Raw genomic sequence first — 14,821 nt, 5'->3', positions numbered from 1 at the left:
AGTAGGGCTGTAAAAGCTGATGAAATCAGCGTAGTAGAGCCCACTCAACCACTGCGTCTTGCTCGACAATCCAAAAATAATTGAGAGGCTAGGACTTTTGTCCCAGCCTCCTCGCTCTTGTTTCTAACCTCTAAGAGACAATTGCTGCTTATTTTTTAAGTTTCTCGCTCACTTCTTTTGCAAGGACAAAGTTCCCCAAGGTCGCTGAACCATTGCCAGCAACTGCAGGTGTCACAATATAATCTCTCACATCAGGTACAGGGAGGTAACCGTTCAAGAGGGCAGTAAATTTCGTGCGAACACGATCTAACATATGTTGTTGAGCCATTACTCCTCCTCCAAAGACAATGACGTCTGGGCGGAAGGTAACTGTCGCATTCACTGCTGCTTGTGCGATGTAGTAGGCTTGAATATCCCATACATTGCTGTTGAGTTCAATGTTTTCCCCACGAATACCTGTACGAGCTTCGAGACTAGGACCAGCCGCAAGGCCTTCCAAACAGCCATTGTGGAAAGGACAAACACCCTTGAATTCTTTTTCCACATCCATTGGGTGTTGGGCCACATAGTAGTGCCCCATTTCTGGGTGCCCAGCTCCCCCGATAAACTCGCCACGTTGGATGACACCAGCTCCGATTCCTGTTCCGATTGTATAGTAAACCAAGTTTTCGATATGGCCACCCGCATTATTGCGTGCGACCACTTCGCCATAGGCAGAGCTATTCACATCTGTCGTGAAATAGATAGGTACATTCAAGGCACGACGGAAAGCCCCAACGATATCTACATTGGCCCAATTCGGTTTTGGAGTCGTTGTGATGAAACCATAAGTGTTTGAATTTGGATCGATATCAATTGGTCCAAATGAACCAATCGCAAGCCCAACTAAATCCTCAAATTTTGAGAAAAATTCAATACACTTATCAATCGTCTCAATTGGCTTGGTTGTTGGAAATTGTACTTTTTCCACAACATTATAGTTTTCATCACCAACCGCACAAACAAATTTTGTACCGCCAGCTTCCAAACTTCCATATAATTTTGTCATGTTGGCTCCTTTTTTATTATGAAAAATATCCTGTATTTATTATAGCATATTTTGTAGTCAATCTTTTTCTCTTCTCTAAAGAAAAAACACACCTTTTTTTGAGAAATAAAATTCAAGGACTGGAGATGATAGACCAGTCCTTGAGAACTTATTATTTCGATTAAGCTTTGACTTCGATGATCGCATCACCCTTCGCAACAGATCCAGTTGCAACAGGTGTGACAGAAGCAAAGTCAGCCGTGTTAGTGACGATCACCATAGTTGTGTCTTCAAGACCAGCTGCGGCAATTTTCGCTGCATCAAATGTACCAAGGACATCACCAGCTTTGACTTTATCGCCTTGAGCTACTTTTTGATCAAATCCTTCACCGTTCATTGATACTGTATCAATACCAACGTGGATCAAGATTTCAGCACCATTAGCTGTCTTCAAACCGTAAGCATGACCAGTTGCGAAAGCAATAGTTACTTCAGCATCTGCTGGTGCATAGACAACGCCTTCAGTTGGTTTGATGGCAATTCCTTGTCCCATCGCTCCACTTGAGAAGACAGGATCATTCACATCAGCAAGTGCTACAGCACTACCAACGATAGGAGAGATGATGGTTTCGTCTTGAAGAGATGCTGGAATAACTCCAGTTGTTTCTTCTTCAATAATTGCACCAGCTTCTTTGTCCTCTGCAGGAACTGATGAAGCTTCATCTTCATAACCAAACATATAAGTCAAACCGAAACTTAGTGCAGTTGTAAATACAACCATAAATACATATTTCAATAATTGACCATTTAGATAGAGAAGTGTACCTGGAATAATTGTAATACCAAATCCTGTACCAGCCAGATTTAACATAGATGCAATCCAACCACCTACAGCACCTGCTCCCAAAGCAATAACGAATGGTTTCACATAACGCAAGTTCACCCCGAAGATTGCAGGCTCAGTAATACCTAGCAAAGCAGAAATAGTTGCTGGGAATGCTAAAGCTTTCACTTTTTGAGATTTAGATTTTACTGCCACTGCTAAAGTAGCACCAGCTTGCGCAGTCATAGCTGCTGTAATGATTGCATTAAATGGATCTTTTTTATCTGCAGTAATTAATTGTGATTCAAGAAGATTAAAGATATGATGGACGCCAGTAACGACAATCAACTGATGAACCCCACCGATAAGAAGCCCTGCAAGTCCGAATGGTAAATTTAAAATAAACTTAGTTGCATTCAGTACATATTCTTCAATGCTGTGGAAGAATGGACCAATAATAAACAAAGCGAGGAATGACATGATTGTTAATGTGAATAATGGAACCAATAACAAATCTAAGACATCTGGAATTTTCTTATGGAGCCACTTTTCAAGTTTCGCACCAATTAGACCAACGAAGAAAGCGGGAAGAACTGAGTTCTGGAATCCAACCACATGATGGAAGATACCAAAGTATGTTGCTGCTTTAGAAGGATCTTCCGCTACAACCCACGCATTTGGAAGTGTCGGACTAACCATCATCAAACCAATTACAATCCCAAGAACAGGATTTCCTCCGAATACTCGGAACGCAGACCATGAAATCAAGGCTGGGAAGAAGGCAAACGCGGTATCAGTTAAAATTGTTGAATATGTATAAAAATCAGTAGATTTAAATGCGTCTGCTGTTGTACCAAACAAAGCCAAAACCTGGTCTTGAGCAATAGCACCGCGAATCCCCATAAACAATCCAGTTGCAACGATCGCTGGTAAAATTGGCACAAAAACGTCTCCAAAGGTACGGATCGCACGTTGGAACCAGTTTCCTTGTTTAGCAGCTTCAGCTTTCATTTCATCTTTTGATGATGTTGGTAAGCCAAGAGCTACTACTTCATCATAGATCTTGTTTACAGTACCAGTACCAAAGATGATTTGGTATTGACCTGAGTTAAAGAAAGCACCTTGTACTTTTTCAATGTTCTCAACAACATCTTTGTTGATTTTTGATTCATCTTTTACCATCACGCGAAGACGAGTCGCACAGTGAGCAACACTGCTAACGTTCTCAACCCCACCGATTGCATCTATGACTTTTTTTGCAATTTCTGTATTTGACATTTGCAAAAATCTCCTTATTTTTTATTGTTTTGAAAACGGTTCACCCGCCTCTACGTTTTTAATTGTACCACGTATTGAAAATATGTCAACCGTTTTGCAGGATTTTTTTGAAACTTTTTTGGACTTTTTGACACATTTTGATAGCATGAAACTATTTTCATTTTAAGACAGGCCTATACTACGCTTTTTAGCACTTTAAACCAGTCTTTTATTTTCATTTTCTTTCATTTTTTCATAGATTTCCAACTTCTCCTCTTTTCTTCAAGCTACAAAATAGATGTCAATCGTTTGACATTTTTTGCCGTTTTTTTCATTTATCGCTTGCATTTTTAATAGGAAATCGGTACTATGGAAGTAAGAAAAAATTCGGAGGAATAAAATGGAATGGACAACTGAACGTCGTTACAGACGTTACGAAGACTGGACAAAAGAAGAAAAGCAAGCCATCCAAGAAAACATGGCGAAATCTCCTTGGCATACACATTATCATGTAGAGCCAAAAGCTGGTCTCTTAAATGATCCTAACGGTTTTTCCTACTTTGATGGAAAATGGATCTTGTTTTACCAAAATTTCCCATTTGGTGCAGCCCATGGGTTAAAATCATGGGTACAAACAGAAAGTGAAGACTTGGTTCATTTCAAAGAAACTGGTGTAACGCTTCTTCCAGACACAGATCTGGATAGCCATGGAGCTTATTCCGGATCAGCCATGCAGTTTGGTGACAAACTATTCCTATTCTACACTGGAAATGTTCGTGATGCAGAATGGGTTCGTCATCCTTACCAAGTCGGTGCTTTGATGGACAAGGACGGAAAGATCGAAAAAATTGACAAAATCTTGATTGATCAACCGGCTGACTCTACGGATCACTTCCGTGACCCACAGATTTTTAATTTCAAGGGTCAATACTATGCTATCGTTGGTGGTCAAGACCTTGAGAAAAAAGGATTCATCCGTCTCTATAAGGCTGTAGATAACGACTATACCAACTGGGTTGCAGTCGGTGATTTGGATTTTGCAAACGATCGGACAGCTTATATGATGGAATGTCCCAACCTAGTCTTTGTTGGAGACCAACCCGTTCTCCTCTACTGTCCTCAAGGCTTAGATAAATCCGTTCTCGATTATGACAATATCTATCCAAATATGTACAAGATCGGGGCAAGCTTTGATCCAGAAAAGGCCAAAATGGTTGATGTATCTGAATTGCATAATCTCGACTATGGTTTTGAAGCCTATGCGACTCAAGGATTTAATGCTCCCGATGGACGTGCCTATGCTGTTAGCTGGCTAGGTCTTCCAGACGTTTCTTATCCAACGGATTCCTATGACTACCAAGGAGCTCTCTCACTGGTCAAAGAATTAACCATCAAAGACGGAAAACTCTACCAATACCCAGTCGAAGCCATCAAGGACTTGCGCGCTGAGAGTGAGGCATTTGCCATCAAGGCACAAACCAAGAACTGCTATGAATTGGAATTGCAGTTTGAAAAAGATAGCCAAAACGAAATCGTCCTCTTTGCAGATGCAGAAGGAAAGGGCTTAGCTCTCTCATTCGATCTCTCTAAGGGATTAGTCACAGTCGATCGTAGCCAGGCAGGTGAGCAATATGCCCAAGAATTCGGTACGAGCCGTAGCTGCCCAATCGCTAACCAAGCCACAACCGCTAATATTTTCATTGACAATTCAATTTTTGAAATCTTTATCAATAAAGGAGAAAAAGTATTTTCTGGTCGGGTCTACCCACATGCGGATCAAAATGGAATATTGATCAAGTCTGGAAACCCTACTGGAACTTACTACGAACTTGATTATGGTCGCAAAGCTAACTGATGTCGCCAAACTCGCCGGTGTCAGCCCTACTACTGTCTCACGGGTCATCAATAAAAAAGGATACCTGTCTGAAAAAACGATCCAAAAAGTCCAAGAAGCCATGCGAGAATTGGGCTATAAACCTAACAATGTTGCTCGTAGCCTCCAAGGAAAATCAGCCAAGTTAGTCGGCTTGATCTTTCCCAACATCAGCAATGTTTTCTATGCTGAATTAATCGACAAACTAGAGCACCAACTCTTCAAACACGGCTATAAAACCATCATCTGCAATAGTGAACACGACTCCGAAAAAGAGCGCGAATATATTGAGATGTTGGAGGCTAACCAGGTAGATGGCATCATTTCAGGAAGTCATAATTTGGGCATTGAAGATTACAACCGGGTAACTGCTCCTATCATTGCTTTTGACCGCAACCTCTCCCCAGAAATTCCGGTTGTCTCTTCAGACAACTACGCTGGCGGGGTGCTTGCAGCAGAAACTTTAGTAAAAACCGGAGCCCGAAAGATTATCATGATCACAGGGAATGACAACTCCAACTCCCCAACAGGCTTGCGTCATGCGGGGTTTGCATCGGTTCTACCTGAGTCCATGATCATTAATGTTTCCAGTGATTTCTCCCCTATTCGCAAAGAAATGGAAATCAAACAGATTTTAACCCACCACAAACCAGATGCCATTTTCGCCTCCGATGATTTGACGGCGATCTTGATCATGAAAGTCGCTAGAGAATTAGATATTCAGATTCCCCAGGATTTGAAAGTGATTGGTTATGATGGAACCCAGTTCATTGAGACCTATACACCTGAACTGACAACCATCCAACAACCCCTCGAAGACATTGCTATCCTCATGGTGGATCTTTTACTCCAAAAGATCGAAGGAAAAAAAGTAGCGACTACCGGTTATTTCTTGCCCGTTAGTCTCCACTCTGGAAAAAGTGTCTAAAACAACCCCTACAGTTCTATTACTGTAGGGGTTGTTATTCGTCAAAAAAAGGCTGGGCAAAAACTGTCTAGCCTTTTATATTTAATAGAAATAACTGTATGACGCAGTGGTTGATTGGCATCTTTGTTCGCCTTTTAAGCTCCAAAGATGACCTAATCAACTGTGCGGGGGTGGGAAAACGAACTCTTTCAACTAGTTGGAGTTCTTTCCCACTCCCTTTTTACTTATTCTTCTGTCACAAATTGACTGAGGACACCGTTGACAAATCGTGAAGAGGTTTCATCTGAAAAGGCCTTGGCCAATTCCACCGCTTCATTGACTGCGACGATCTGTGGTGTATCAAACTCTGTCATTTCGTAAATTCCCAGACGAAGGATGTTTTTCTCTACCAAGGTCAAGCGCTCAACAGTCCAGCCGGTTTTCAAATGTTGACCGATTTGCTGGTCCAGTTGATCTTTGGATTGGTAGACACCCGTCACGAGATTCATGAGAAAGGCAGGAAGATCGACTTCTTTGTCTTCTGCTAGGTCCTTATCATGTAGATAAGCAAAACGACAAGCTTCAACAATGTCTCCATCGTATTCCAAGGCCATCAAGGCTTGGAAGGCGCGCTCACGCAAATCTCGACGTGATTCTAATAAAATTTCATCAGTCATTGAGGAAGTCCTCATTAAACAAATCTTTCAAGTCTGGTTTTGGAGATTTTTCCGTTGCGATACCAACAACGTGAATGTTGACAGCATCCAAGGTTACATCTGCCATATCATAAACTGCAGACTTGACCGCTTTTTGAATGGCTACAGCGACAGATGGTACAGCCACTCCGTATTCTAAATAGAGATAGATGTCTACTGAAACTTGACCATCTTCTTCTGTATGAAGGTAGACGCCACGTCCAAGGGAGCGTTTGGATAAGCTATCTGAAACACTCTTGTTTTCAAGCGAATAGACACCCTCTACTTTTGCTGTCGCAATCGCAATAATTTTTTCTAATACACGTGGTGCAATAACGATGTCACCAAATTGTTCAGTTGCCATAGAAGTTCCTTTCTATTTGACACCCTGAGATGTCTCTTATGCACGAGAAACGTAAGTTCCTTCAGTAGTGTTAATGACCAATTTTTGTCCAGCTTCGATGAAATCAGGAACGTTTACGACCAAACCAGTTTCCATTGTAGCAGGTTTACCAGAACCAGTCACTGTAGCACCTTTGATAGATGGTTGAGTTTCTGCAACAGTTAATTCAACAGTTGTAGGGACTGTTACACCGATGACTTCGCTTCCGTAGAATTGAATTTTTACTTCTGAGTTTTCAAGGATGTAAAGCAATTCTTGTTCTACGTTCACAACTGGAATTTCATATTGGTCATATGTTTCCGTGTTCATGAAGTAGGCTGTATCATCCATTTTGTACAAGTATTGAGCTGGAACAGTTTCGATAATCGCTTGTTCAAATTTTTCTTCTGGACGGTAGCTAGTATCAAATGTTGAACCAGTACGGACATCACGCAATTTCATACGCATGATAGTGTTTCCTTTACCTGGTTTGTGGTGGCTAGCTTCCAAAACGCGGATCAATTTTCCGTCAGCTGTTTCAAAAGTCATACCAGCTTTCAATTTACTTGCTTCGATCATGTTTTATTACCTCTTTTTTAAAAATAGATTACTCTTTATTGTAACACACTATTTGATTTTTCTCAAACAGCAATTTTCTCTTTTTAGGAAGGCTAGAAGGTGGAGAGCGATTGCAAGAACGAGTCCTTAGAATCTCTATACCTCCAACTCCAGCTTCACTATTCCTTATTGGTCCACAGGCACAATATTGCCATCAGCATCTTTGGTGACATGGACATACTTTCCATCTACTTCAATGTAGAAGGTATGTGGCTTGTCTTGAGCTGGAGAGGCTTGTTTTTGAAGGTCATTGCCAAGGGCTTGACCCAAGTTCATCCCCATGATCATGTTCATACCATTGCCACCTTCATTTTTAGCAGCTGCGACCAAGGCTTCATTGCGAGCACGACGTTCTTCGATTTCAATGGTATTGTACTTCATCGCTGCCAATTCACTGTCCAGTTTATTGACCTTAGCCATACTGTCTGCATCGTAGCTCAAATCTTCGATGAGGACATTGGTTAATTCGATACCATATAATTCTGTCCAAGTTTTGTTGACTTCGCGTTTTGCAACTTCATTGAAGACGTCTTGGTCCGCATTGATATTGTAAATATCCGCCTTATTTTCTGCTGTATATTTTGAAATGGCCACTGCAATTTTTGGAGCCAGGTTTTGGCGCAAGGTTCCCTGAGCCACATCTTCTAAGGTAAATGGCTTATCTGTAGTGATTTGGCGACTAACTGCACTGATGTAAAAGAGTACAGGATCTGCTACTTTAACATCATAAAGACCATAAAAACGAATGCTAAGAAGTTGTTGGTAACGGTCGCTAAAGTACTCAACTGGATTTTGAGTGCCAAATTTATTTCCTGTAAAAGGTTGCATCCGCACAAAAATAATTTCTTGTTGGGTGACCACTTGGCCTCCAAATGAGAAACGATTCTTGAACTGATCCCACGTTCCTTTCACACCACCCTTTTCAAACAACCAGGCATTTTCACCGGCTTGCCATTCGTGACTCCCTGCTTCTAGAAGGTCTCCTAGAAAAGTTCCATTATTGACCAAGAGAGCAACATAGCCTTGGGGAACGATGACGACAGAACCATCTGTCAATAGGCCCGTATTTTGGTTGCTCTGGCGAGAGCGCCCATCTGGATCTTTGGTCAAGAGCTGTCCCTTAATGGCCAAAGCTGTTGCTGGAACAGCTTCTGGCAAGGTAATGGCTTCCTTAAATTTACTATCTTGAAAACTTGAAATGCCCGCTGAAAGGGCTGCTTTAATAAATCCCATACATTCTCCTATCTGTAGAATTCAATTTCATCCACAACTTCGTAGACATCCAAGACCCAATCTTTTGGATTGTGCTTCAAGGATGCTTGGCAATATTCACACTTGTCGATTGAATCAATCGTCAATGGCGCACCACAGTTCGGACAATGATCACTAACGACTTCTGAATTCTTAATGATCTCTGTCTGAGCTCCATGTTCACGGAGGAAGACCATGCGGTAAACGGTAAAGAGATCTTTGGTTGGATCCCCTTCGATCACACGACCCGTTTCATCACTTCGGATGTAATCTCTCATCGTCGATGACAGAATGACTTCGATGCGGTCATTGCCTTCTGGATTTTCGATAAAGTCTTTGATCTTCGAATCTTCCACACGCACGCGCTCAAGAACATTGGTTGTTTTGGCGCGAATATGCTCTTGCAACTGTGTCAAGTGTTGCTCATAAAGACTCGTACTTTCTAGATTCCGCACGGAATTCCAATCTTTTTCTGTCCAGGCAGACTGCAATTGAAGATAAACCAGCTTGACTTGCGATAAGAAGCGGTCTTCATCAAACATTGGATCCAGTTTACGGATACGGCGAATCGCTTCATAGTTGTTCTCAATTGGTCGACCAGCCCGTTCTTCGGTTGTCCGTTTTGGACCACTGTTTGAAGAAAATGATTCATCACTTTCATTAGCTTCTTTTGCAATATTATAGACAAATCCAATCAATCCAACGATAGCAAAAATTGCTACTACACCACCTGAGTCTGTTCCAGAACCAGAACTGTAGCTACTGGATCCGCCAGACCAACTGCTGCCACCAGACCAACTACTTCCGCCATCGGACCAGCTACTGCCACTATCGGACCAACTGCTACCACCACCTGAATCAATCAAGCTACTGCCACCACTATCTGTATTACCGACACCAGCATGGGCAGAAGGAGCAAATACAAATAGCAAGACTACTAGAAGAATTCCAACTATTACACTTCGTTTTTTCATAGGCCTCTTTTCTTATCTTTGTTTGTTACACAGGGGTTAAGAAAATACTGTCTATTTTATAGGACAATCAATTCTTTAGGAGCAAGGGTCAAGACTTCACAGCCTTTTTCTGTGATCAAGAGGTCATCTTCGATCCGCACACCAGAGAGACCTTCAATATAAATACCTGGCTCATCTGTTAAGACCATCCCTGCTTGAATCGCTTCTTTAGACGTTTGGCTGAAGTATGGCTCTTCGTGGATATCTAGCCCAATTCCATGACCGATTCCATGAGTAAAGTATTGACCATAGCCGGCTCTTTCGATCACATCACGTGGGATTTTATCAAAATCACAGAAGCCAAGTCCATCTTTAGCCGCAGCAATCAAGGCTTGATTGGCTTTCAAAACTGTTTCGTAAATTTCTCTTTCCTTGTCGCTTACATGTCCGGCATAGATGGTCCGTGTCATATCGCTGACATAGTGGTTATACAAGCAACCAAAATCAAGGGTCAAGGCATCTCCTGCTGAAATGACCCGATCACTTGGAGTCGCGTGAGGCATGGCAGAGCGTTCACCAGCTGCTGAGATAATATCAAAAGATACACCAGAAGCTCCCAACTCCCGCATTCTAAAATCGAGGAAAGTCGCTGCTTCCAACTCTGTCGTTTTCCCTACCTTGATATAATCCAAAATATCATGGAAGGCTTGGTCAGAGATGCTACAAGCTTTTTTAATGGCCGCAATCTCAGTTTCATCCTTAATCAAGCGCAATTCCATTACAAAATTCGCTAGGGATTGAAGGCTGATGCCACTGAAAACAGAAGCCATGCGGGCATGGTAGGCCACCGTCACTTCGTCCTCAAAACCAAGTTCTTTGATTCCAAGATCCTTAACGATCTCTGCAGCTGCAGTCAACTCATCGCGTGTTTCCACAATCTCTACAAAGGGGAAACAAGTCGCATGGGCATGGATGGTGTAGCGCGAATCTGTAAAGAGGACCACGCGTTCTTCTGTCACCAAAGCGGTCCCGTTTGAACCCCAGAAATTGGTCAAATAATAAACATTTTTCAAATTGTTAATCAATACCGCTTTGAGGTTTTGGGCTTTCATTTTGTTTCTTAAGTTGCTGATCCGTTGATTCATTGTAATTTTCCTTTCAAATATTGTCCTGTGTAGCTAGCAGGATTTGCTGCTACTTCTTCTGGTGTTCCGGTCGCAATAATGGTTCCGCCACCGACACCGCCTTCGGGTCCTAAATCGATGATATGGTCTGCTGTCTTAATGACATCCAAATTGTGCTCAATCACAAGGACCGTATTGCCATCATCCACAAATCGCTCTAAGACTTTGATCAAGCGAGAAATGTCCTCGGTATGGAGTCCGGTCGTTGGTTCATCCAAGATATAGAAAGATTTTCCTGTAGAGCGCTTGTGCAATTCAGAAGCCAACTTCATCCGCTGCGCTTCCCCACCTGAAAGGGTGGTCGCTGGTTGCCCCAGCGTTACATAGCCCAAGCCCACATCCTGGATGGTCTTGAGTTTGCGTTCAATTTTTGGAATGTGCTTGAAGAATTCAACTGCTTTATTGACCGTCATATCCAGCACTTCTGCGATATTTTTTTCCTTGTAGTGGACTTCGAGAGTCTCACTATTGTAGCGACGTCCATGGCAGACCTCACAAGGAACAAAGACATCTGGCAAGAAGTGCATTTCAATCTTGATGATGCCATCTCCTGAGCAGGCTTCACAACGCCCACCCTTGACATTGAAACTAAAGCGACCTTTCTTATAGCCCCGAATTTTGGCTTCATTGGTCTGAGCAAAGAGATCGCGAATGTCATCGAAGACGCCTGTATAAGTTGCTGGATTGGAACGAGGAGTCCGACCGATCGGGCTTTGATCAATGTCGATCAAGCGATCGATATGCTCAATCCCCTGAATGGTTTTGTATTTCCCTGGTTTTTCCGAATTGCGGTTGAGCTTTTGAGCGATGGCTTTTTTCAAGATGCCATTGATCAAGGTCGATTTCCCAGAGCCAGAAACTCCAGTGACCGCAATAAATTTGCCCAGAGGAAAACGTGCTGTGATATCTTGTAAGTTGTTCTCACTGGCCCCTGTAATTTCAATAGAACGACCATTTCCTGAACGGCGCTCTGTTGGAACCGGAATCTTGCGCTTGCCGGACAAATATTGGCCGGTAATGGATTTACTATTACGAGCCACCTGCTTTGGAGTTCCCGCAGCAACGATCTCTCCACCAAAGACACCGGCACCTGGGCCGACGTCGATCAGGTAGTCTGCTTCTCTCATGGTATCTTCGTCGTGTTCGACGACGATCAAGGTATTGCCTAAATCACGCATCTTTTTGAGACTGGCAATCAGGCGGTCATTGTCCCTTTGATGGAGGCCGATTGACGGCTCATCCAAGATATAAAGGACACCCGAAAGATTGGAGCCAATCTGGGTTGCTAAGCGAATGCGCTGGCTTTCTCCACCTGACAAGGTCCCAGCTGAGCGTGACAAGGTCAAGTAATTAAGGCCTACATTGTTTAAGAAGGTCAAGCGATCTTTGATCTCTTTTAGAATCGGTCTTGCAATCGTGGCTTCATTGTCTGTTAAGACCAACTGATCCACAGCTTTTAAGTGGTCCGCAATCGATAGATCTGACACCTCCCCGATATGCATCCCTGTCTCCCCACCAACACGAACAGAAAGAGCCTGGTCGTTGAGACGGTAGCCATGGCAGGTCGCACAGGTCAATTCGTTCATATAAGAACGCATTTGGTTGCGGGTAAAATCGCTATTGGTCTCACGAAAACGACGGTGAATATTGTTTACGACCCCTTCAAAAGGAATTTCGATATCCCGAACCCCACCAAACTCATTTTCATAGTGGAAGTGGAATTCCTTGCCATTTGAACCATAGAGGACCAAGTCCTTTTCTTCTTGAGAAAGATCGGAAAAAGGCTGGTCCATATCAACGCCAAAATGGATCATGGCCTGCTCCAACATCTGTGGATAGTAGTTGGAAGAGATCGGATTCCAAGGAGCAAGTGCTCCTTCGCGAAGGGTTAAGCGATCATCTGGCACCACCAAATCCAAGTCTACCTCTAGCTTAATACCCAGCCCATCACAGTCTGGACAAGATCCGAAAGGCGCATTGAAAGAAAAGAGACGGGGCTCTAACTCAGGAACGGTAAAGCCACAGACTGGACAGGCATAATGCTCAGAAAAGAGCAATTCCTTGCCATCCATGGTATCAATCACCACATAACCATCCGCAATCCGAAGGGCTGCTTCAATCGAATCAAAGAGCCGCGAGCGGATGCCCTCTTTGATCACGATTCGGTCCACAACTACTTCAATCGTGTGCTGCTTGCTTTTAGACAGTTCTGGAACCTCTGTCACATCATAGATCTCCCCATCGACCCTCACCCGGACATAGCCGTCTTTTTGCACCTTTTCAATGATATTCTTGTGCTGGCCTTTTTTCTTGCGAATAATGGGAGCTAGAATTTGCAGGCGTTGGCGTTCTGGTAATTCTAAGACTTGATCGACAATTTGCTCAACCGAAGAAGCTGTAATCGCTCCATGCCCATTGATACAATAAGGCGTCCCTACACGCGCATAGAGCAAGCGCAGGTAGTCATTGATCTCTGTTGCCGTCCCCACTGTAGAACGGGGGTTTTTACTGGTTGTTTTTTGGTCGATGGAAATAGCTGGACTCAAGCCGTCAATGGAGTCCACATCTGGTTTTTCCATATTTCCCAAGAACTGCCGGGCATAGGCCGATAAGCTCTCCACGTAGCGACGCTGACCTTCTGCATAGAGGGTATCAAAGGCCAGACTGGACTTTCCAGAACCAGACAACCCCGTCACCACGACTAATTTGTCCCGTGGAATTTCCACGTCTATATTTTTTAAATTATGGGCGCGTGCCCCATGAATGACAATTTTATCTTGCATGTTCTTACTCTAATCACCTTTTTGTTAACCTCCATTATAACAAATTTTTTAGTATTCTTTTATCCAAAACCGTCCTTTTTCTGATATAATGTTAAGGTGTAAAAAAACAAGGGGAGGCACCATGAAACAGGTCTTTTTATCGACAACGACTGAATTTAAGGAAATAGAGACGCTGGAACCCGGTAGCTGGATCAACCTTGTGAACCCTTCTCAAAGTGAATCGATGGAAATCGCCTCTGCTTTTAATATCGATATTGCAGACTTGCGGGCACCACTCGATGCGGAAGAAATGTCCCGTATGACCATCGAAGATGAATACACCTTGATCATCGTCGACGTTCCCATCAAGGAAGAGCGGAACAATCAGACCTACTACGTGACCATTCCGCTAGGGATTATCCTGACAGAAGAGGCTATTATCACAACTTGCTTGGAGAAATTGCCACTTCTCGATATCTTTATCAACCGACGCTTGCGGAATTTCTATACCTTTATGCGGTCGCGCTTTATCTTTCAGATCCTCTATCGCAACGCTGAACTCTACTTGTCTGCGCTTCGTACCTTGGATCGCAAAAGCGAGCAGATTGAAAGTCAATTGCACAAATCAACGCGTAATGAAGAGCTGATTGAATTGATGGAGTTGGAAAAAACCATCGTCTACTTTAAGGCCTCTCTGAAAACCAATGAACGCGTGATCAAGAAATTGACCAGTGCTACTAGTAACATCAAGAAATACCTAGAAGACGAGGATCTGTTGGAAGATACCTTGATCGAAACCCAGCAGGCCATCGAGATGGCAGATATTTATGGAAATATCCTGCACTCCATGACCGATACCTTTGCATCGATCATCTCCAACAACCAGAACAATATCATGAAGACCCTGGCTCTCGTCACCATTGTCATGTCCATTCCGACCATGATCTTTTCGGCCTACGGGATGAACTTCAAGGACAATGAGCTTCCGCTCAATGGCGAACCAAACGCCTTCTGGCTGATCATTTTCATCGCCTTTGCCCTGACCGGGTCTCTCGTCGTCTACCTCATTCATAAAAAATGGTTCTAACA

General features: G+C 43.1%; 12 protein-coding genes. 3 read left to right on the top strand and 9 right to left on the bottom strand.

Features of this window, described 5'->3' with window-relative positions; translation table 11 throughout:
* Positions 1 to 148: 148 nt before the first annotated feature.
* Positions 149 to 1,048, bottom strand: coding sequence for a fructokinase ScrK (gene scrK / locus I2E70_RS08215; protein WP_118396571.1), 900 nt, complete (start codon positions 1,046 to 1,048; stop codon positions 149 to 151).
* A 160-nt stretch (positions 1,049 to 1,208) separates the two neighbouring features.
* Positions 1,209 to 3,128: a sucrose-specific PTS transporter subunit IIBC gene (locus I2E70_RS08210; RefSeq protein ID WP_118396569.1), complete on the bottom strand. Its 1,920-nt coding sequence runs from the start codon at positions 3,126 to 3,128 to the stop codon at positions 1,209 to 1,211.
* 379 nt (positions 3,129 to 3,507) lie between these two features.
* Between I2E70_RS08210 and I2E70_RS08205 the strand changes: the two genes are divergently transcribed.
* Both I2E70_RS08205 and I2E70_RS08200 read left to right on the top strand, forming a co-directional pair.
* Positions 3,508 to 4,962, top strand: coding sequence for a sucrose-6-phosphate hydrolase (locus I2E70_RS08205; protein ID WP_155170158.1), 1,455 nt, complete (start codon positions 3,508 to 3,510; stop codon positions 4,960 to 4,962).
* Positions 4,943 to 5,908 carry a LacI family DNA-binding transcriptional regulator gene (locus tag I2E70_RS08200; protein WP_024055083.1) on the top strand — a complete coding sequence of 322 codons (966 nt, stop codon included), beginning with the start codon at positions 4,943 to 4,945 and terminating at the stop codon, positions 5,906 to 5,908. Before I2E70_RS08205 ends, I2E70_RS08200 begins: the two co-directional genes overlap by 20 nt.
* Before the next feature lie 224 nt (positions 5,909 to 6,132).
* Here the strand turns inward: I2E70_RS08200 and nusB are convergent, their stop codons facing one another.
* The 7 genes from nusB to uvrA form a co-directional block, all read right to left on the bottom strand.
* The gene (gene nusB / locus I2E70_RS08195; protein WP_003008602.1) at positions 6,133 to 6,564 is read right to left on the bottom strand and encodes a transcription antitermination factor NusB; all 432 of its coding nucleotides are present in this window, start codon (positions 6,562 to 6,564) and stop codon (positions 6,133 to 6,135) included.
* Positions 6,557 to 6,946, bottom strand: a complete 390-nt coding sequence (locus tag I2E70_RS08190) for an Asp23/Gls24 family envelope stress response protein (RefSeq protein ID WP_003005404.1) — start codon at positions 6,944 to 6,946, stop codon at positions 6,557 to 6,559. Before I2E70_RS08190 ends, nusB begins: the two co-directional genes overlap by 8 nt.
* A gap of 36 nt (positions 6,947 to 6,982) precedes the next feature.
* A complete protein-coding gene (gene efp, locus I2E70_RS08185) occupies positions 6,983 to 7,543 on the bottom strand; it encodes an elongation factor P (protein WP_003005479.1) in 561 nt (186 codons plus the stop codon).
* Between the two features lie 165 nt (positions 7,544 to 7,708).
* Positions 7,709 to 8,815 carry an SPFH domain-containing protein gene (locus I2E70_RS08180; RefSeq protein ID WP_061590914.1) on the bottom strand — a complete coding sequence of 369 codons (1,107 nt, stop codon included), beginning with the start codon at positions 8,813 to 8,815 and terminating at the stop codon, positions 7,709 to 7,711.
* 8 nt (positions 8,816 to 8,823) lie between these two features.
* The gene (locus I2E70_RS08175) at positions 8,824 to 9,807 is read right to left on the bottom strand and encodes a TIM44-like domain-containing protein (RefSeq protein ID WP_061590913.1); all 984 of its coding nucleotides are present in this window, start codon (positions 9,805 to 9,807) and stop codon (positions 8,824 to 8,826) included.
* A gap of 56 nt (positions 9,808 to 9,863) precedes the next feature.
* Positions 9,864 to 10,931 (bottom strand): M24 family metallopeptidase, encoded by a 1,068-nt coding sequence (locus I2E70_RS08170; protein ID WP_195424405.1) that lies wholly within the window; start codon positions 10,929 to 10,931, stop codon positions 9,864 to 9,866.
* Positions 10,928 to 13,753 (bottom strand): excinuclease ABC subunit UvrA, encoded by a 2,826-nt coding sequence (gene uvrA, locus I2E70_RS08165; RefSeq protein ID WP_125826571.1) that lies wholly within the window; start codon positions 13,751 to 13,753, stop codon positions 10,928 to 10,930. Before uvrA ends, I2E70_RS08170 begins: the two co-directional genes overlap by 4 nt.
* A 121-nt stretch (positions 13,754 to 13,874) precedes the next feature.
* On the opposite strand from uvrA, the gene I2E70_RS08160 reads away from it, so the two are divergent.
* Positions 13,875 to 14,819: a magnesium transporter CorA family protein gene (locus I2E70_RS08160; protein WP_195424402.1), complete on the top strand. Its 945-nt coding sequence runs from the start codon at positions 13,875 to 13,877 to the stop codon at positions 14,817 to 14,819.
* Positions 14,820 to 14,821 lie beyond the last annotated feature (2 nt).

This window comes from Streptococcus parasanguinis, from assembly GCF_015556095.1.
In the GTDB taxonomy this organism is placed as follows: domain Bacteria; phylum Bacillota; class Bacilli; order Lactobacillales; family Streptococcaceae; genus Streptococcus; species Streptococcus parasanguinis_Q.
Note: the sequence above shows the minus strand (reverse complement) of the source record. Positions and strands in the feature narration are given on the sequence as shown.